Below are 19,418 nucleotides of genomic sequence, written 5' to 3'. Positions count from 1 at the left end.
TTGTGAAACGACATCCTCTGATCAGTAAGCGACCTTTGATTCAAAGCAACTCAACGAATGAGATTGTGAAGAAACTCATCATAAACGTTTTGAGTACTGGATTTTTCATTCTATCTAGTGCAGCAACGCTCTCGGCTACTGACCCAAAACCTGAGTGGAAGTATGAAGCAAAACTTCTGAAACCATTTTGGCAGGGAGACACAATTGAAGGCGAATCGTTGCTGTTTATCCGAGATCCAAAAACAGGTGAAGCAAACGCATCTGTTCTGTTTCCCATGAAGAAAGTTCTCAAAATCAGTAATTCGACGGGAGACATCACATACGAAGAGGGCAAAGACTATCTTTGGAATCCGGGACAACGAGAAATCAGACTTCCCAAGAATTCGAGAATTAACTCACAGACACCAGACGACCTGCGCCGGCCTGCCGGAACGCAGAAATATAAATTGACGCATCGCGATGGCAACGGGGAAATCTTTTTTGGCGGGAAGCTTGAATATCACAACATGCAGACGTGTATTACATACACACACGATCCCATCGATTGGAAAGGGATTGTACCCCATTTTAATGAGAAGGCACTCTCGCGCACGATTCAAAAGCTACGCGATCGTCAGCCCGTTTCCATCGTCGTAATTGGGGACAGTATTTCTGCCGGTTGTAATGCTTCGGGCTGGGCTGGTGAGGCACCGTTTCAGCCGTCGTACCCTGGCCTGTTAGAAAAGAACCTGAGCGAGCAATTCCAAACCAAGGTTCGAGTTACAAATCCCTCTGTCAGTGGCAAAGACACACGTTGGGTCTTAAGTGCCATCGATAAGGTTGTTGAGCCTGATCCCGACTTAGTCATCATTGCATTTGGCATGAACGATTCTGCGGGTCGATCTGCGAAAGATTATCAATCCAATACCAAAGCGGTGATCGAAAAGATTCGTGAAAAACGCCCTCAGGCCGAGTTTATTCTTGTAGCTTCCATGCTCGGTAATAAGGATTGGATTCGACTGAAACATGAACTCTTTCCTCAGTATCGCGAGGCGCTCGCAGAGCTTTGTCAACCAGGAATTGCACTGGCTGATATGACTTCGATTTGGACAGAATTTCTAAAACGAAAACAGGACTGGGATTTGACCGGGAACGGTGTGAATCATCCCAACGATTTCGGCCATCGTGTCTACGCTCAAGTGATATCGACGTTGCTCGTACCGCCAGAAAGTTCTACACCCGAAACGAAGACAAGCCATCAACCCAAAGCCATTCCACTTTGGAAAGACCGTGCTCCCATTGGAAATGATCAATTCGAAAAATCAGGTGCAAAAATCACCGTGCATCAACCGGTCAATGGAAATGGTGCTGCGATCATCATCTGCCCCGGCGGTGGTTATGGTGGATTAGTCACGGGTGCAGAAGGTCACGGCATCGCCAAATGGCTTAATCGTCAAGGTATCACAGGAGTCGTACTGGAATATCGTCTGCCAGCAGGTCGACCTTTTGTACCACTTCTGGATGCACAACAGGCGATCCGCATGGTCCGTGCAAATGCAAAAAACTGGAACATCGATCCTGCGCGCGTGGGAATTATGGGCTTCTCTGCGGGTGGACATCTGGCTTCGACAGCAGGAACTCATTTTGACTCTGGTAATCCACAGGCAGCACAACTTGTTGATCGCGAAAGCAGTCGGCCTGACTTTGTGATCCTGGTCTATCCCGTCGTCACGATGGGAGAGCATACTCACAAAGGATCTCGCAAGAATCTACTAGGTTTAGATCCCTCGCCGCAACTGATCGAATTATTCTCCAATGAAAGACAAGTCACTGCACAGACTCCGCCCATGTTTTTAGCCCATGCACTCGACGACAAACCAGTGCCACCCAAGAATAGTCAGATGCTCTTTCAAATGTTACAAACGAAAAAAGTGCCCTCAAAATATCTTGAACTGCCTTCAGGCGGTCATGGTCTGAACGGTTACAAAGGACCAATGTGGGATGCCTGGCAGACACAGTCGCTGGACTGGTTAGCAAAACTGAAATTTATACCAACTCAAAAGTCACAAAATTGAACGAGGCATTCTGTCATAGTCAAATTGAAAACGGTTAATATTTCGATAAAAAGTGTGGAATTTTTTCTACCACGAAAGACACAAAATTCACGAATATTTATGGCAACCATTAGGGTAAAAAGAATATACAGTCTGCTCTAATCGAGTTCTGTATAGTTTAATCCTGATTTACAAGTGTTTCTTTAGTAGGGATTTTTCGTGCTTTTCGTGTATTTCGTGGTCCATAAATTTGTCTCATACAAAAAACACTTTTTCATTTTGATTTCATGATAAATCGTTGAGCTGCGCGTGCGATCATTTGTTCTTCTCGTGTTTGAATGAGGAGAATGCGGCCTGCTGACTGTTTCGTTGCGAGATCAGAATCAGTATGAGCGTTTTGATTTTTGACTTCATTGAGTTCAAGACCCAGAAACGAAAGTTTCTCACAAACGCTGCTGCGCAACAGGGGAGAATGCTCGCCAATGCCAGCGGTAAAGATTAAAGCATCAATGCCACCCAGTAAAACCGAAAGCGAACCAATGGTGGATTGAATTCGTTCTACGAACATCTTGATTGCGAGTTGAGCGCGTTCGTTTTTGTCTTGAGCTGCTTGTTCAATTTGGCGAAAGTCAGAGGAAACATCCGAGACACCCAGCAAACCAGATTGATGATTCAAACTTTGATCAAGCTGTTCTGGATTGAAGCCCTGCTGTTTCATCAGGTAAATTAAGATGCCAGGGTCAATCGACCCACTGCGGGTTCCCATCATTAACCCTTCCAACGGTGTGAAACCCATTGTTGTAGCCAGTGGACTACCACCAAGCACGGCTGTCGCAGAGCAACCGTTACCGAGATGGCAGATCACCAGTTTAAGTGAATCGTCGTTTTGACGATCCAGCAGTTCGGCAGCGCGAGTCGAACAGTATTCGTGACTGATCCCGTGAAAACCAAATCGACGAATGCCGTATTGTTCATACCATTCGTAAGGGACCGGGTAGAGATAAGCACTTCGCGGCAAAGTCGAAAAAAACGCAGTATCAAATACAGCGACATGTGCCGCCTCTGGAAGAATTGTTTTCACTGCTCCAATTGTAGTCAGAGCAGGTGGATTGTGTAGCGGCGCGAGTTCGGAGATCTCTCCTAAAGACTGGATAACTTTCTCGTTAATCAGAGTGGGCTGGCAGAATTTGGTACCACCGTGAACGACGCGATGGCCGACAGCTCTTATTGATTTTCCCAAATTGATCTCGGCCAACACATGCAGAATCCATTCGACGGCATCACGATTATTGGAAATATCTAAACGAGACTCTGTTTTACTGATCTTCTGAAATCCGTAAGCCATCGTGACTCCCTCAGATTGACTATACCAATCAAGGGTACCTCGGACCAGTTCTTCTTCAGCCAGTTCGTCGAATAGCGCAAATTTGAGCGTACTGGATCCGGAATTCAGAACAAGAATCGACATCAAAAAACCTTACTCTTCCCTTCCCGACCACGTCCAATTGAGAACTTCGGGCATATCTTCGCCATACTCTCTTATGTACTGCTTGTGTTCGATCAGTTTGTCGCGCATCGCTTGCTTTAAATAGGCAGCTTTAGCCCCAAGGTTGGGAACACGGTCAATCACATCTTGCACAAGATGAAAGCGATCGAGATCATTCAGCACAACCATGTCAAAGGGCGTTGTTGTCGTTCCCTCTTCCTTATAACCACGGACATGAAGATTTTTATGATTTGTTCTGCGATACGTTAATCGATGGATTAACCAGGGATAGCCATGGAACGCAAAAATGATTGGCTTATTCGTTGTGAACAGGCTATCGAAATCTGTATCCGACAGAGCGTGGGGATGTTCACGGGGAGATTGGAGTTTCATCAAGTTGACAACATTGATGACGCGGACCTTCAACTCAGGCAACTCTTGCCGAATGATATCGACGGCCGCCAGCGTTTCAAGCGTCGGCACATCACCACAACATCCCAGAACGACATCGGGTTCACTTCCCTGATCACTGCTCGCCCAGTCCCAAATGCTAATTCCTGCTGCAGTGTGCTTGATGGCTTGTTCCATAGACAGCCATTGGGGCGAAGGTTGTTTGCCGGCCACGACAACGTTTACATAATCCCGGCTGCGCAGACAATGGTCGGTAATCGAAAGCAGACAATTCGCATCGGGTGGCAGATAGACACGAATGATCTCAGCCTTCTTGTTAACGACATGGTCAATAAATCCGGGATCTTGATGACTGAATCCATTATGGTCCTGCCGCCAGACATGTGATGACAAGAGATAATTTAACGAAGCGATAGGACGTCGCCAGGGAATTTCTTTCGAAACCTTGAGCCATTTAGCGTGTTGATTAAACATCGAGTCGATAATATGAATAAATGCTTCATAGCAATTAAAAAAGCCATGGCGTCCCGTTAGTAGATAACCTTCCAACCAACCCTGACACTGGTGCTCCGAAAGCATTTCCATCACACGGCCCTCAGGCGAAAGGTGGTCATCAGTCGGTAAGATTTCACCCACAAAACCACGGCCCGCCACCTCAAATACGTTGGCCCAGCGATTCGAAGCGTTCTCGTCTGGACTGAAGATGCGAAAATTTCGTGATTCAAGATTGAGCTGCATCACATCGCGAATGAACTTACCTTGGACGCGTGTTGCTTCCCCTTTCACACTTCCTGGATAAGGAACTTCAACGGCATAATCCCGGAAGTCTGGTAACCTCAATCGTTTTAAAAGAGTCCCCCCATTCGCATGTGGGTTGGCTCCCATTCGCAGTTCGCCACTCGGCGCAAGATCGGCAATCTCTTTTCTGAGACAACCCTGCTCGTCAAACAGTTCTTCGGGCTTGTAACTCTGCATCCACTGTTCGAGCAACTTCAAGTGTTCTGGATTCTCATGCATCTGCCCCAGGGGCACCTGATGGCTTCGCCAGCTGTCTTCGACCGGCAAACCATCGACTTCCTTAGGACAAGTCCAGCCTTTAGGTGTTCGGAGAACAATCATGGGCCAGCGGGGACGTATAAAACCGGGGTCCTGTCGGGCTTTTGAGACAATGTCTCGAATCTCCTGAGTGACATGATCCATGCTCGCAGCCATGAGCTGGTGCATTTTCTCAGGGTCTCGGCCTTCGACATAATAGGGATTATAGCCATAGCCACGCAAAAGGTGATCCAGTTCCTCATGACTGATGCGCGCCAGAACGGTCGGATTGGCAATTTTATATCCATTCAAATGCAGGATCGGCAAAACGACTCCGTCGCGCTCGGGATTCAAAAATTTGTTCGAGTGCCAGCTGGTAGCCAGCGGACCTGTTTCTGCTTCACCATCCCCAATCACACAGGCAACAATCAGACCTGGATTATCAAATGCAGCGCCATACGCGTGCGACAACGCGTAACCTAATTCACCCCCTTCATGAATACTCCCCGGTGTCTCGGGAGCGACATGGCTGGGAATACCACCGGGAAAACTGAACTGTTTAAACAGTCGCTTCATTCCGGCTTCATCTTGTGTAATATTGGGATAATGTTCGGTATAGGTACCCTCTAAATAGGTATTCGCCACAAGTCCAGGTCCGCCATGCCCGGGTCCGGTAACAAACATAACATTAAGCTCATGTTGTTTGATAATACGATTGAGATGTGCATAGATAAAATTCAACCCCGGTGTTGTTCCCCAATGACCGAGCAAACGAGGTTTTACATGTTCCTTGTGTAACGGTTCTTTCAGTAGCGGATTTTTGAAAAGATAAATCTGGCCGATTGACAAATAATTTGCGGCCCGCCAGTATGCATTGATGAGGTCTAGTTCTTCGGGAGAGAGGGGATCTGACATGTTATTTCCTCAAATATTGCTACTCTGTCATTTTCACCACACACAGAGATTGGCACACATGATTCAACAAAGAAATCAGGAACCGATTTTAGTCTTCCCTGACTTCAACATACTTTCATACTTTAACAACCAATCACTTATTCTGTCCACGAATAGCTGCCTGATCTTTGAACTCATAAACAGCACGATTTCTATTGGTTCATTACCTCTAAACAATCCTACCTATAAGTTTGGATTCTTTTCTATTAAGTTATGCGCCAATGGTACTGAAAGAGTTTATTGACTTAACGGTATTGAGATCAAATTATTTTTTCTTGGCGGGAGGATCGCTAGTATTGGCGAGTTTCGCATGTGATTTTGATGAAGATTTCATGAATCGCAAATTATGATCCATCTTGCCAGCAGTATTACAACCAGAGTGAGTCGGTCAAGTAGTTTTTAAACGAAAAACATGATGAGTCCTTATTCATCAATCCCTAGAGTTTTGATACAGATCCAGACATTCACTTAGACATGTTGATCAACCAATCATTTTTAGCTGAATGACTTATTTAAGGACCGATATTGACAGCCTAAGCCACTTTGATACGATTTTTTACAATTTATCATCTGGTGGGATTATCATCTGGTGGGATCTATTGCTATATGGTGTTTCTGAATGTCCTATTTCTGCTAGTTTTGTTTGTAATCACCTTCGCCGGAATCGCTGCGCTTGTTACCTGCGTACTCACACTGTTTGGTAAACAAAGGAAAGCTAGATGGATCATCGCAACGTTTGTTGTTTATTGCTGTTGTCTGGTTGCCTTTTTCTTTGTTAGTTCACGCCCATCAGCAGTGTTCGAAAGACAACTCGGATTTCCTCCACCTTCAATTGTCCATAACCTGAAATCGTCACAATGGATTCTTGGTGATTATGGAAAGGTTACCCTGTCATTCATAGCCAATCAGAAAACTCTTGACCAGATAGTCAAACATAAAATAAAACGAATGCCCGACATTGGAAAAACACAACATTTTCACCGCAAATTTTCAAAGCAATTTGCTACCGAAACCGAAGATGTTTATTTTAACAAATCTACAGGACGTATCTCGTATACTTGGATTGGTGTCGACTAGATTGTCATTGAAATGACTCCCTCACAGAGTGATAACCAAATGTCAGTTAAATCTGTTTTCGATTCACAGGATGTCGTAGGCGAAAGCATTATCTGGGATGACCGTAACGGAAATCTCATCTGGATCGACATCGTCGGTAAATGTATTCACAGGCTCCAATTGACGACAGGCCAACACAAAGTCTGGCCAACTCCTGACTTCATCACATCGCTGGGACTACGGGAAGACAAAGGCGCCATTGTTAGTTTATCGAAAGAAATTTGCTGGTGGGATTTTGACAAACATTTCACCACTTTTTTGGAAGTAGAACCCGACCAACCCGACAATCGGATCAACGAATGCATGGTTGCCCCGGATGGCTCATATTGGGTAGGAACAATGCAGAACAATTTACATTTAAACGGTAGTCCCAAGGAGGTCACCGCGAGCCTTGGTGCTTATTATCGAGTCACTCCCAATGGCGAGTTACAAAGGCTGACCGAAAATATTTATGGTATCACCAACACCATGGCGTGGGCCGACAACGGTCGTTTTTTAACTGCTGACTCCCTGGCCAATAAGATCTACACGTTTCGATACGATGATAAAACAAAGACACTTTCCGACCGGAACCTGTTTGCTCCCGCCTTTGAACGAGGCAGCCCCGATGGTTCCTGTCTGGATGACGAAGGATTCTTGTGGAACTGCCGTGTTGCTGGCGGAGGCTGTCTTGTTCGCTATGCCCCCGATGGGAGTATTGATCGGATCGTTGATTTGCCCTGCACCTGGCCCACAAGCTGCACGTTCGGCGGAGACAATTTAGAAACGCTGTTTGTCACTTCAGCACGCTTCACAATGAGCCCGGATTATCTCAACAATAACCCACACGAAGGCAACCTCTGGGCATTGAAACCCGGAGTCCGCGGTCAGCTATGCAATCGATTGGGAAGCAACTCCACAATTTAGCGTGGAGTTTTTGTAAATTCAGCTACTTTTAAGGATTCTGGAATCAAAAAAGACGTTGTGTTTTCTCTCGTGAGACGCTTTCGCTTTTGGAATCGAGCGTTTTAATACTTGTTGTGATAAAGGTCATCCCACGCCGGTAGAAGAATTTCAGATACCAATTTATACTCCTATAGCACTCTGTACAACGCAGTACATCCATAGATTCCATAGAATTCGAACTTGGCGGGATCTAACCCCTCGGTCACCGCCTGATAGACCCCATAGTCACGGTTATCCGATTCGCGATTTCGAGGATCGTTGAAATCATGAAACAGACAAAACCCCCCTGGTTGCATCACGGTGTCTAACTCACGACACACACTATATACCGGGTCATAGGCATGTGAATGATCTATGAAAGCAAATTCAAACTGCCGTCCTTCAGCCTTGAAATTTCTGACGGCATTGGTCCCCTCATCACAGATCGTTGTGACCCCTTGCTGCAATCCTTTCCTACGCAGATTACTGCGAGTTCGTTTGACACATTTTAGACTCATGTCAACGCTATAAATGTGCTTGGGCGATGGTGAATGCTGCGCAGCCTCAGCTAAAATTGTTGTGCTTAACCCGCGATACGATCCAAGCTCCAAAATGTCCCCCCGGACAAAATAAGCTAGTTCATACAATTTCAACGCATCAGCTCGATGTAACCATCCTGGTATGAATTTCCGCAAACGCCATCCACTATTTTTTACTTGAATCAGTGTGCCATTTTTAACAGGACAATTTGCGAAAAACTCATGGGATGAGTCAATATAAGTTGTAGAAAAATCAAATGTAGGATGATAATCAGGACAGCTCGCCCCTAACTCCTCTATAGTCATATAGGTTTCTTGATGCTTATTCATCGTCTTGATATTCATCCCTTGCTAATACCAAAATACGCTGTCCCAATTTTTTATTCTGCAATAATTAGGAAGAATCGTACCAAAGTGAAATAACCTGTCAAGAACCTCACATGAATGGTTGTGATTCAGAATCATTTTATGATAATAAAGAGTGAGTAGGTAAGAACGAGAGGATATTCTCAATGTCAATGCGTGATCACTTCTTCTCTGTAACGTCAATCGAACCGATTCGGACGTGTATTGCGTCTGGAGATCGAGCCGTCGTCGAGGGTGTAATAAAGTCGTACCTGCGTGGTGATCTTGATTACGAAGATGAAGACGAAGATGATCCCGAGTTCCGGGAAGCTGTCGAAGAAATGATCACCTGCGTGTCACCACCCAAAAAAGAACCCGGCTGCTGGATTCATGTGCTCGAACACCTCGCTCAATATCTAGAACTTTCCCCCGATTTTGATTTGCCATTCAATGAAGGGTGGAAACATTCACATGTTTGGCCCCCCTATCGCAAACTGGTCAAACGACACATTTCACGACAGTCTCGGAAAAGCCTGGGATACCTTGACGATGGCCGTCCTTTCCGTGGCAGAGGAATTGATTACGACGGTTGTGTCTTTTCGTGGTTGTCTGCAGATGAAGTGAAAGAATTAAGCAACTCTTTGTCCAACGTCGATGCTTCAGTTATTACCGACCCCGACTTAATAGACTTTCACGAAACTCTAACCGAATCACTTCAGATTGTTGCAGGTCAATCGCGTGATCTCATTGCTGGTGCCTGAATCGTCAGTTGAGACACATCTGCTAACAAATAAATGCGGTCGACGTTATGGGCCTTGAAACTAGTACTTTGGCAAGCTCGAAATTGAGGGTTGGAAGTGTTGTTTACATGCTCCGTTGTCGCACTTCCATGATCTCTATCACCCCATAATTCAAAAATGGCACTCCACTAGACAACTCCCTATATTCTCCTGGGAATGCATGGTGATGGTTCGAATTTTATGTTGACAGACAGATCCCGTTTGGTACGATTTTTTTATCTGATATTCTATGATGGAGTACTTCCACAAAGTAATAAGTTCGTCATGTTGAGGCAATTAAAAACACCTTGGTTGTTATGTCGCATTTCGCCACCTTCATTACTGCGCTCTCACAGATGACTAACCATCGTGGTATACTTGGCGATGAATGCATCGAGTATCCACCAAGTGAATCCTACGATTACCGGGCGACACCCATGAACGCTGTTGTTTTTGCCTGCATGGGATGCGATGGAGTTCATTATGCGATTCTCAAGATTGATGGAGAGATTCGCGATCATTCACCTGTGATTCAGATTGGTCCCATGGACTTTGATGAACCGTATTCACTCTTAGCACCTACATTCATCGAATATCTTGCCATCGGCTGTGGAGCACTGACCGAAAAAATCGAAGATGTTCTAAAACGGGAACGCGAAGGGGAAATCGTCTTGATCGATTATCTTCGGTCACAATTTGATCAATCGCGATTTTGGTCCGACTCTGTTGATCACAACATTGAGCCTTACCTCTCCCTAATCCAAACCAACAACCTTGACCTCTAATGTCTACTACAGAACTTAATCTGGCGATTTCGTAGTTTCAAAGTCGTGCGCCCGCACTTGGCTTGATGTCAGTTTATGAGTCATTTTCGGATCTGAAGTTCTTTCATGATTTCGTCATGCAATGACTCTCCGAATTGGGTAGCTGGTTGGTCCCTACTCCATTTGTATTTGTAACGTTCGAGTGATTCGCAAGCCCGTAACATCATCGCAGCCGATTCCGGACTTTGATCCTGCTTGAAATACATGAGTGCCCGCTCGATCCAAGTCATCACCATCAGTGATAATCCTGGACTGAGTTGTCGCCCCGGCTCACCCATGATCGCAATGGAAGCAGGTGCCAAATCCGCAATTCCCTGCTGAGGATTCGCGTTCATTTTATCAACCACTTTGCTGACATCTCCATCGCGCAGCAAGCTATCTGTCCATTTGCGATTCCGATTTACAAACAAGTTAACAGATGCAATCTCGACATCCTTCATCTTGCTCGATCCCAAAAATTTGATGAGCTTGTCGTCGGCATTGCCATAGGAGAGCATCAAAGCAAAGATTCGTTCGACCATTGAATGAGACGAGAGGCTCTCGGATTCACGTTGCAGGTCATGTACTATCTGTGAAGTCAGCCAACCTTTCCAACGACCGGCGATCAATAGAATTAAGCTTGCTACGGGTGTCGTCAGCAACAACTCCTGTGACTTGATGGAACCTCGTGCGGTATCAAGCAGAAGAGAAATGGATTGCTGCCATAACACCATAAACCCGGTTTTGATCTTTTCGATGTCGACTTTGTATTTATTGGGAAAGGCACAAATCATCTCGAATTTTGAAATGACATTCTGGCACAGCGGTCGATAGAGCTCAAAGCCTGGCGACAATATCGCTAAGGTGGCTTCAGGAGTTTTCTCCTCGCACGCAATCACTAATGCTCCAGCCAATCCCCAATCCGTGGCCGCCTGTATGAGTTTGGTCACTCTCGCCCGTGAAATGGGAGGTCGGCGCGTGCGCCCATACTGTGCCTGCCCCATCCCACCCCGCACTGCAAAAAAACATTTCTTCTGTTTTGCCGTCGCAAAGCGTTGTACGGCATTATCAATCATTTCGGTGATCAAGTGAGAAGACGCGGTGGGAAACGGGTTCAATTCAATCTGATTGACATTGACTACGTTCAAGTTGCGTTTGTTGGATGTGCGTGTCGCGTGCGCTTCCCTGCGATAACTTAAAATATATTCGCGTAATGCTATCGCCTCGCTTTCGGGACCACCATTTTCCAGCAGACGTGCCGCCTCCGATTTGAGCATCCGCAACATATCGGTATCCTCAATTCCGTGGTAAGCAATGCGACTTGATGATGTATTGATAAACCTTGATATAAACGTCTGAATTTGAGTATCCATTTCCCTGGTTTCATCCGTGTCTATAACTTGTCGTACAAGCCATCAGTGCACCGACTCTCAAAAAACATATGCACTTAATTCATTTACTTGTTTGCTGTTACGCCGCCAGAAATAGCCACAGTGTGTTAACAGGGTAGCCACGAACGCTTCCCAAAACGGCGTAGGAAGTATAGGAGGCAGTCATAGTCAAATCTATGACTTACAACAACATTCTCGGAAACAGGATTTCTATAATGACACACCAGCTCAATGAGATGCTCGACACACTTTCAAAAATTGATATTTCCAATTTGGACGCATGTAAGGAATGCTTTTCGCCTGACTTGATTTGGCATTATGAGAACGCCGAGTTGCCAGAGCAACGAGGTGAAGTACACGGCGTCGAAGGTCTCAATCTTTTCTTTCAGCGCATACTCAATACGCAGAACTACTCGTTAAACGTTGAAGTGATACACGCACACCCCGTAGGCGATGAACTGCTATTAATGCATACGCGAAACCGAACTACCTGGTGTAGACGTGAGGTGGAGTTTGACGTCGCGCTGATCTGGCGATTTGAGGGCAGTCGTGTTGTCGAAGTCTGGGACGTGCCTGCTGTGACATCTGGCATGCGGATTTTATCAGACGATTCATCAGAGAAATCGCTTACGAATACGCTAGGCACGAACGCTTCCAAACACTGTAAATAAGAAAGCTCCAAAATTAATTGAGACGATTCTCATATTTATTCAAAACATTCTCAATATTGAGAGAACACCAACGATAGAGGTACACCGATGCTATACATTCATAATCATGGTAACACAGGAGATGTTCCCATTCTCTTTCTGCACGGCGGAGGATACGCCGGAGATATGTGGAACGACATCATCAATGCGATGCCGGGATTCAATTCAATTGTCGTTGATCTCCCCGGTCATGGGAAAAGTCGCGAAGTCCCTCTGACCACACTTGCCGACGCTGCTGATGCTGTCGTTGAAACACTATCCACTAATTGGAATGGTTTAGGGCCCATTAATATGGTTGGCTTATCGTTTGGAAGCTATGTGGGGATTAATTTGATTATACGATTTCCACACCTGGTAAGCTCCGCGTTGTTAAGCGGCTTTGCTGTAGATCAGATTCCCAACGGCTGGTGGCTGAGAGTGATGGGAACTGTGATCTCTCCGATTGCGACTCAGCGTTGGTTTCGTCGTCTGTCAGAGCAATCCATGAACATCCCCAAAGGAAATGCCATGGATTGCTGGCGAGATGGTCCCAAAACAACGCCCTCTACCCTGCGTCGCATTCTACAGGAGGTGACTCGTTTTGAATTGTCAGAAGAAATACTCAAATCGATTTCAACTCGAATCCTTGCTGTGGCGGGAAGCCAAGAACACCCCGCCATTCTTCAGTCGCTCTCAACACTCCAATCCTCTTTGCCAAATGGGATGTCTGGTGTCGCTCCGAAACTCGGACATGCATGGCCGGCAGAAGCCCCTGATCTCTTTGTCTTGTGTGTTCGTTCATGGATTCTCCGACAAGAATTTCCAACGGGACTCACAAGATTAGAAACTTAAGAAAGTTAAGAGGGCAATTCTGTTATAGGAATCTGCACATTTTAGTGTGTTTACAAGCCTCTGACGGACCTGTATAATTTTTTAAATGCCCAATCCATCAAGGAGTTTCGGGCTTCTGGAGAGGTGGCAAACCAACTTAAGACCCCTTCTCTGCTTCGTCTTTCCCTTTGCTCTGATTGAGGCTGATTCTGCATGCGATTTCACACCTGCGTTCTCTGTTTTCTCTGTGGTATTTCATTATCGATATCAATGGTTTCAGCTGCCTCGACGAATGGCCCTCTGGAACTTCGCAAAAACGAACGGGTTGCTGTAGTTGGAAACTCACTGGCAGAGCGAATGAACCTCTGGGGACACTTTGAAACGCTACTGCATACACGATTGCCTGAGAAACAAATTGTCTTTCGTAATTTCGGCTGGCCGGCGGATGAAGTAGGTAATCAACAACGGCCAAGTAACTACACTAAGATCGATGATCCTCTCGAAGTCTTTTCCCCACAAACATTCATCTGTTTCTTCGGCTTTAACGAATCATTCGCCGGCAGTTCTCAGGAAAGCCTGGATGCGTTTGTGGCCAATTATCGTAAGTACATTACGACACAAACGGAACGATTCACCAAAGAGGGCCGTAAGCCGAGGTTCGTACTAATCAGCCCGATTGCCTTTGAATCCACGGGAAATTCTCTTCAGCCCTCCGGCGTCGAGCATAACAAGAATCTGGCCGCGTATACGGCTGCGATCAAGAAACTGGCCGCAGAAGATGGACATCAATTTGTTGACCTGTTTGCAGAAACAAAGCAAGCCTTTGCGAAGGATGCCGGGAAGCAATTTACGATCAATGGTGCGCATGCCAACGAAACAGGTGATCGACTGATTGGCGAGTTACTGGATGCGAAACTGTTTCAATCAAGCCATCCGATTGGCACAGGCGGTTCAAAATTCGAAAAAGTACGGCACTGGGTCAACGATAAATCCTGGTTCCACGCGCAGGACTATCGAATGTTGAATGGCTGGTACGTGTATGGCGGCCGTCGGACTTGGGATTTGAAAACGTTTCCCGGTGAGTATCAGAAAATTCGCAAGATGGTCGCCGTACGTGACAATTATGTATGGGATCTGGCCGCAGACCGTAAAGTTCCTGAAAAACCAGACGATTCGAAGACGGGGGAAGTATTTATCCCCGAGACCATGTTTGGCAGTCGTGACGAACGCTTCCGCGAAATGCGCGAGCCTAAAGAACTCAAGTACCCGACTCCGGAAGAGTCAATCAAGATGATGAAAGTTCCTGAAGGCTTCAAAGTCGAACTGTTCGCTTCCGAACGTGAATACCCCGAACTGGCGAATCCCAACCAGATTGCCTTCGATAATAAGGGACGATTATGGGTTTCCTGCATGACCAATTATCCGCAGTGGCTGCCAGGCTCCGCAAAACCGGGCGACAAGTTACTGATCTTTGAAGATACTAACAGTGACGGTCGCGCGGACAAATGCATCACGTTCTACGATAAACTCATTTGCCCGACCGGATTCGAATTCTGGAACGGTGGTGTGCTGGTGGTGGATGAACCCCGTATCCTGTTCCTGAAAGATACCGACGGCGACGACAAGGCTGATCTCGTCGAAGAACTGATTGATGGAATTGCAACAGACGACACGCACCATACAGTAGGCGCGTGGGAGTATTCAAATGGTGGACTGCTCCATATGCTTGAAGGAGTTTCACTATCCACTACATTGGAAACTCCGTATGGAGCTTTCCGCAACAAAGGCACTGCCGGCTGTTACACACTCGATCCACGCACGCTGAAGTTTCGTCATTTTCGTACGCCAGGTTACGGGAATCCGTGGTGTCTGGTATTCGACAAATGGGGCAATGGTATGGTGGGGGATGGAACGAATGCCAAACAGCACTGGACTAGCCCGCTTTCAGGATTGGAAGTCAGCACACGACGAACACTGGAACCCAACTTCGACAACCAGGGCATGCGACCTGCAGTTGGGAATGAATTTCTGATCTCACGACACCTGCCTGATGACGTTCAGAATCAATTCATCTATGCCTGTGTGATTAATATGCATGGTCTACCGCGTTTCAACTTACGTGACCAGAAAGAGGGCGCCGGTTTTGAAGGTGAACGCGTCGACGACCTGCTTTCGTCGACCGACATGATCTTTCGCCCCGTCGATCCTAAAATTGGCCCCGATGGTGCTGTCTGGTTTGGCGACTGGTGTAATGCCTTGATTGGCCATATGCAATACTCGCAGCGTGACCCCAACCGTGACCACAAACATGGCCGCGTCTATCGACTGGTGAATACCAAGAAGCCACTCCTGGAGCCAGTTACCCAGGCTGGCAAGTCAATCGAAGAACTGCTGGAACAGTTGAATGCATACGAATTGCGAACACGTTATCGCGCACGACGAGAACTCTGGGATCGTGATCAGACACAGGTTCTGTCGGCCGTCAATCAATGGATCGATGGCGTTAACGATCCCAGACAGTTGTGTGAAGCGATGTGGCTACAGGAAGCGTTTCGATCGGTTGATACCAAACTGATTGATCGAATCCTCGCGACGGACGAGTATCGTGCCCGGGCTGCTGCGATACACACATTAACCAATGAAATGGAACGTCAGCCAAATCTGAAAGACTATCTGGCTAACGCCATCAAAGATCCCCATCCACGTGTTCGTCTGGAAGCGATTCGTGGCTTGAGCTTCTTTGGCACAGTTGAAGCCACCGAACTGGCCCTCTCTGCGACGAATCAGAAAATGGATTACTGGATTGATTATACACTGGAGCACACACTCCACGCTTTGAAGCCGGCATGGGAAGTAGCCGAAACGAAACCAGAATTCCTTTCCAAGTCATCGGAAGCTGCGAAAAAATACCTCAGCCGGTACAAAAAAATGATGGGACCGGGAGGAGCGGCAGTGAAGCCACTTGAAATCGCAGAGACTGAAGACGCTCCCGAAAGCAAACGCAAAGCGGCCATCAGACAACTGGCATCGATGCGCGGTGGTAATGTCAAACGGGGCGAGGGCGTGTTCAAGCAGGTCTGTTCGGCATGCCACATGGTTGGCGATCTGGGAAAGAAGTTCGGACCTGATCTCAGCAACATTGGTCAGAAGATGAAAAAGACCGAACTGATGACATCTATTTTGATGCCAAATGATAAGATCGCCAAGGGCTTTGAGACAGTCGCTATCGTTACCGACGAAGGCATTGTTCATACAGGTTTTATTCTAAGCGAAAACGAGGACATGATTTCACTTGGTATCGCCAAAGGAAAAAAAGTCGAAGTCCCCAAGGATCAGATTGAGCTTCGTAAGCCGATCAAGGCCAGCTCGATGCCTGAAGGCCTGATCAAGACCATTGCCCCCATCGAGTTTCTCGATCTGGTTGCCTATCTTTCACAGCAAAGACAGATTCGCGCTGTTCGAGAAAAAGATGGCTGGATCAGCACAAAACAAAAGACAGTCAAATTGCGAAAACTGAATGGCTTCCCGGAAATCTCACGCGACGCTGCGATCAAGACCAGTGGACGCTATTCTAATTCCGGCTGGAATGAGGACATCCACCTGTTCCTGACCGACGTACCACGTGAGACATTCGATTTTGCGTTTCACTCAGATCTGGATACGGACTCTCCGCACGTCACCATTCGGTTGGCGAAAGACTCCGAAATCCGATACCTATGGTTGCGAAATCGTAAAGGGCTGCCACAACGTGCCAAAGGCTTAACGGTCTGGATTTCCAGCGACGGCAACAACTTTGAAAAAGTTTGGACTGCTGAAAAAGTTCAATCAGACTGGACTATCGAACTGCCAGAAGGAACACGAGCCCAATATGTACGCGTTGGCCTGGAAGGCAAGGGAACACTACACCTGCATCAAGGGGCGATCTACGGAAAGTGAGACTTGGTTTCGTAATTTATTCAGAGTATGAGCAATAAAGGGAGCCGATCTGCCTAAAAATCTCATATTTCATGAAGGCGAATCCTAGCTGTCGGGATTGTTCCCTTTGAACAACTTATCGAGGCATCGTTGCGTTTCTTCATGTAAAACATTTTCAAAGCGCGAACAAAAGGATCGAGCACGTTGGAGGATTGCTCGTCTTAAAACTGGTCTCGTGGTTCCATGACAATTGTGGCACCGGAGTCTGTAGCTTGCTGCGTTAAACTTCAGCTTGGCATGTCCAATACGCCTAACTAGTTCTGTCGATCAAAAATCTTCAACAGCCCCGAAAGCGTGATTAAAGAATTTAATGGTGGCGTTGCAGTCCCGGGTCTTAAGCTAAACATACGATGAATACCAGTTGGTCGAATTTCAATTCTTATATCCAATGGTGTATTGTTCGAAGAACTTGTTTATAGACTGATCGGCGTATTCACTGTAGATGTCACCCTAACTCGCGCGTAGTAAGCTATTTCTGTCCAACGGCCTTAGGTGGCCAGAGTACCTGGAGAGCCACCCCTGTTCTCACTCCTTCTGATCTACAAATGATGTCTGACCTATTGGGAAAAATTTTTTTTAAGGTCTCTTGACTCACTCTTGGTCAGAGGATATTATTTAGGAGTCCTAAATGAAAGATGCCATCATGAACATATTAGAAAAATCAGACCGATCACTTCCACAAAAGCTGGGACATGTTCTTTCTCGATTGAATGTCGCAATGCGCGCTGAAAATTGGCATACATTGAGTGAGGATGGGCTCAATCCAACTCAAGGGCAGGTATTGTTGCTATTGGAGCATCGAAGTGTGCCGCTAAGATTGTCAGAAATCGCTGCCGAACTCGCAGTGACCGCGCCCACGGTGAGCGACTCAGTTAGTTCCCTCGTTGAAAAGGGTCTGGTAAAAAAGCGTCGGGCAGCCGATGATCAACGTGCCTTGGCAGTCACGTTGACCGCCCAGGGTAAAAAACTCGTGCGCCGACTCGATAACTCTAACGATGCAGTCGTCTCAGCGATCACCCACCTCGACCCGACAGACCAGACCCAGCTTTATCGGACCCTTTTGCAAATTCTTCGAGAGTTGCAGCAACTTGGACGGATTCCGGTTGCCAAGATGTGTGTAACCTGCCGTTACTTCCGTCCGAATCATCACGATGACCCCACCCGTCCACATCACTGTGCTTTAGTGGATGCTGCGTTCGGAGACCAGACAATTCGATCTGACTGTCCAGATCATGAAGAAGCTGATGTGACTCTGGCGGAACAGAATTGGAAAACCTTTACCTCGTAAATAGAACGTTTGTGCTTTCAAATTTTTTTCACCACACTTTTATTTAGGAGTCCTAATCATGAAAACGACACTCTGCCTGATTGCTATTATTCTTATTACAGGAGTTGCGAATGCCCAAGAAAAGGCACCTGAAATCTTGCCAGTTACAAAGTCGAAGGACCTTATTATCCGTGATGCCAAGGTCAGTCTCCTGGAAGATCTTGATCTTCTGGTTTTTGAAATTGCGACCCAGGGGAAACCTGGAAATACTGTTCCCACACCCAGAGGGACGATGGCTGGAGCACCCGTGCTCGGTTACGTATTTCCAACGACTCTCAAAGCAAGTGACGTTGGACTTAGTGAGACCGATGGAACGGTGGCGTTAGCGGTGACAAGTCATCCGGATTTCGACGACACACCTTTATGGGATGAAAATAACGACCGTCAATTTAAGAATGACGGCGTCGTCTTTCATACACACTGGGTTGTGCTGAAACAGGATACCCGTGTGAAGGGTGGGCTTGCCGTCAAACAAATTACAGGCTCAGAGAAAAAAAGGGTCAAACTTCCGCCTACAAATCCAGGCATGCCCATGTACATGGACTCGCCAGGACTAACAGTGGTGATTAAGGACGATACATTACGTGTGCTTGTTCCTCTGTGGCGAGTCAATCATCAGAAAGACTTCAAATTCGATGCGGTTGCAGCTTATATGCAGGTCATGCCTTCGGGTGACTATCCGCTTTTAGGTGTCTATGAAGTCTATTCTGTCTGGTCAGGCAACCTGTCACTACCCGGAAGAGTTCAACAAGTGTGTCGCTAGGCGTCATATTCGCTTTC

13 protein-coding genes are annotated in these 19,418 nt (G+C 46.6%); 9 read left to right on the top strand and 4 right to left on the bottom strand.

The features are described from left to right. The first annotated feature begins 2 nt into the window (after positions 1-2). Entirely contained in the window at positions 3-2,054 is a 2,052-nt protein-coding gene (locus V202x_RS27875) for a GDSL-type esterase/lipase family protein (protein WP_232098560.1), read from the top strand. A gap of 253 nt (positions 2,055-2,307) precedes the next feature. Here the strand turns inward: V202x_RS27875 and V202x_RS18260 are convergent, their stop codons facing one another. After that, positions 2,308-3,501, bottom strand: coding sequence for an acetate/propionate family kinase (locus V202x_RS18260; protein WP_145178000.1), 1,194 nt, complete (start codon positions 3,499-3,501; stop codon positions 2,308-2,310). A 9-nt stretch (positions 3,502-3,510) separates the two neighbouring features. Then, on the bottom strand, positions 3,511-5,880 hold the full coding sequence (locus tag V202x_RS18255; RefSeq protein WP_145177998.1) for a phosphoketolase: 2,370 nt from the start codon (positions 5,878-5,880) through the stop codon (positions 3,511-3,513). 1,155 nt (positions 5,881-7,035) lie between these two features. On the opposite strand from V202x_RS18255, the gene V202x_RS18250 reads away from it, so the two are divergent. Further along, positions 7,036-7,941: an SMP-30/gluconolactonase/LRE family protein gene (locus V202x_RS18250; protein ID WP_145177996.1), complete on the top strand. Its 906-nt coding sequence runs from the start codon at positions 7,036-7,038 to the stop codon at positions 7,939-7,941. 167 nt (positions 7,942-8,108) lie between these two features. Here V202x_RS18250 and V202x_RS18245 read toward each other — a convergent pair whose 3' ends face one another. Then, on the bottom strand, positions 8,109-8,828 hold the full coding sequence (locus V202x_RS18245; protein WP_197992950.1) for a class I SAM-dependent methyltransferase: 720 nt from the start codon (positions 8,826-8,828) through the stop codon (positions 8,109-8,111). 182 nt (positions 8,829-9,010) lie between these two features. On the opposite strand from V202x_RS18245, the gene V202x_RS18240 reads away from it, so the two are divergent. Then, positions 9,011-9,604 (top strand): hypothetical protein, encoded by a 594-nt coding sequence (locus V202x_RS18240; protein WP_145177992.1) that lies wholly within the window; start codon positions 9,011-9,013, stop codon positions 9,602-9,604. Between the two features lie 455 nt (positions 9,605-10,059). Then, positions 10,060-10,407 carry a hypothetical protein gene (locus V202x_RS18235; RefSeq protein WP_145177990.1) on the top strand — a complete coding sequence of 116 codons (348 nt, stop codon included), beginning with the start codon at positions 10,060-10,062 and terminating at the stop codon, positions 10,405-10,407. Positions 10,408-10,487: 80 nt separating this feature from the next. Here the strand turns inward: V202x_RS18235 and V202x_RS18230 are convergent, their stop codons facing one another. Beyond that, a complete protein-coding gene (locus V202x_RS18230; protein WP_145177988.1) occupies positions 10,488-11,798 on the bottom strand; it encodes a hypothetical protein in 1,311 nt (436 codons plus the stop codon). 233 nt (positions 11,799-12,031) lie between these two features. On the opposite strand from V202x_RS18230, the gene V202x_RS18225 reads away from it, so the two are divergent. The 5 genes from V202x_RS18225 (at position 12,032) to V202x_RS18205 (ending at position 19,401) form a co-directional block, all read left to right on the top strand. Then, complete coding sequence (locus V202x_RS18225; protein WP_197992949.1) at positions 12,032-12,487, top strand: nuclear transport factor 2 family protein; 456 nt, start codon at positions 12,032-12,034, stop codon at positions 12,485-12,487. Positions 12,488-12,574: 87 nt separating this feature from the next. Continuing rightward, positions 12,575-13,357, top strand: coding sequence for an alpha/beta fold hydrolase (locus tag V202x_RS18220; protein WP_145177984.1), 783 nt, complete (start codon positions 12,575-12,577; stop codon positions 13,355-13,357). A gap of 192 nt (positions 13,358-13,549) precedes the next feature. After that, positions 13,550-17,272 (top strand): HEAT repeat domain-containing protein, encoded by a 3,723-nt coding sequence (locus V202x_RS18215; protein ID WP_145177982.1) that lies wholly within the window; start codon positions 13,550-13,552, stop codon positions 17,270-17,272. Positions 17,273-17,939: 667 nt separating this feature from the next. Beyond that, on the top strand, positions 17,940-18,599 hold the full coding sequence (locus V202x_RS18210) for a MarR family winged helix-turn-helix transcriptional regulator (protein WP_145177980.1): 660 nt from the start codon (positions 17,940-17,942) through the stop codon (positions 18,597-18,599). 58 nt (positions 18,600-18,657) lie between these two features. Further along, a complete protein-coding gene (locus V202x_RS18205) occupies positions 18,658-19,401 on the top strand; it encodes a hypothetical protein (protein WP_145177978.1) in 744 nt (247 codons plus the stop codon). Positions 19,402-19,418 lie beyond the last annotated feature (17 nt).

Source organism: Gimesia aquarii (assembly GCF_007748175.1).
Classification (GTDB): Bacteria; Planctomycetota; Planctomycetia; order Planctomycetales; family Planctomycetaceae; genus Gimesia; species Gimesia aquarii_A.
Note: the sequence above shows the minus strand (reverse complement) of the source record. Positions and strands in the feature narration are given on the sequence as shown.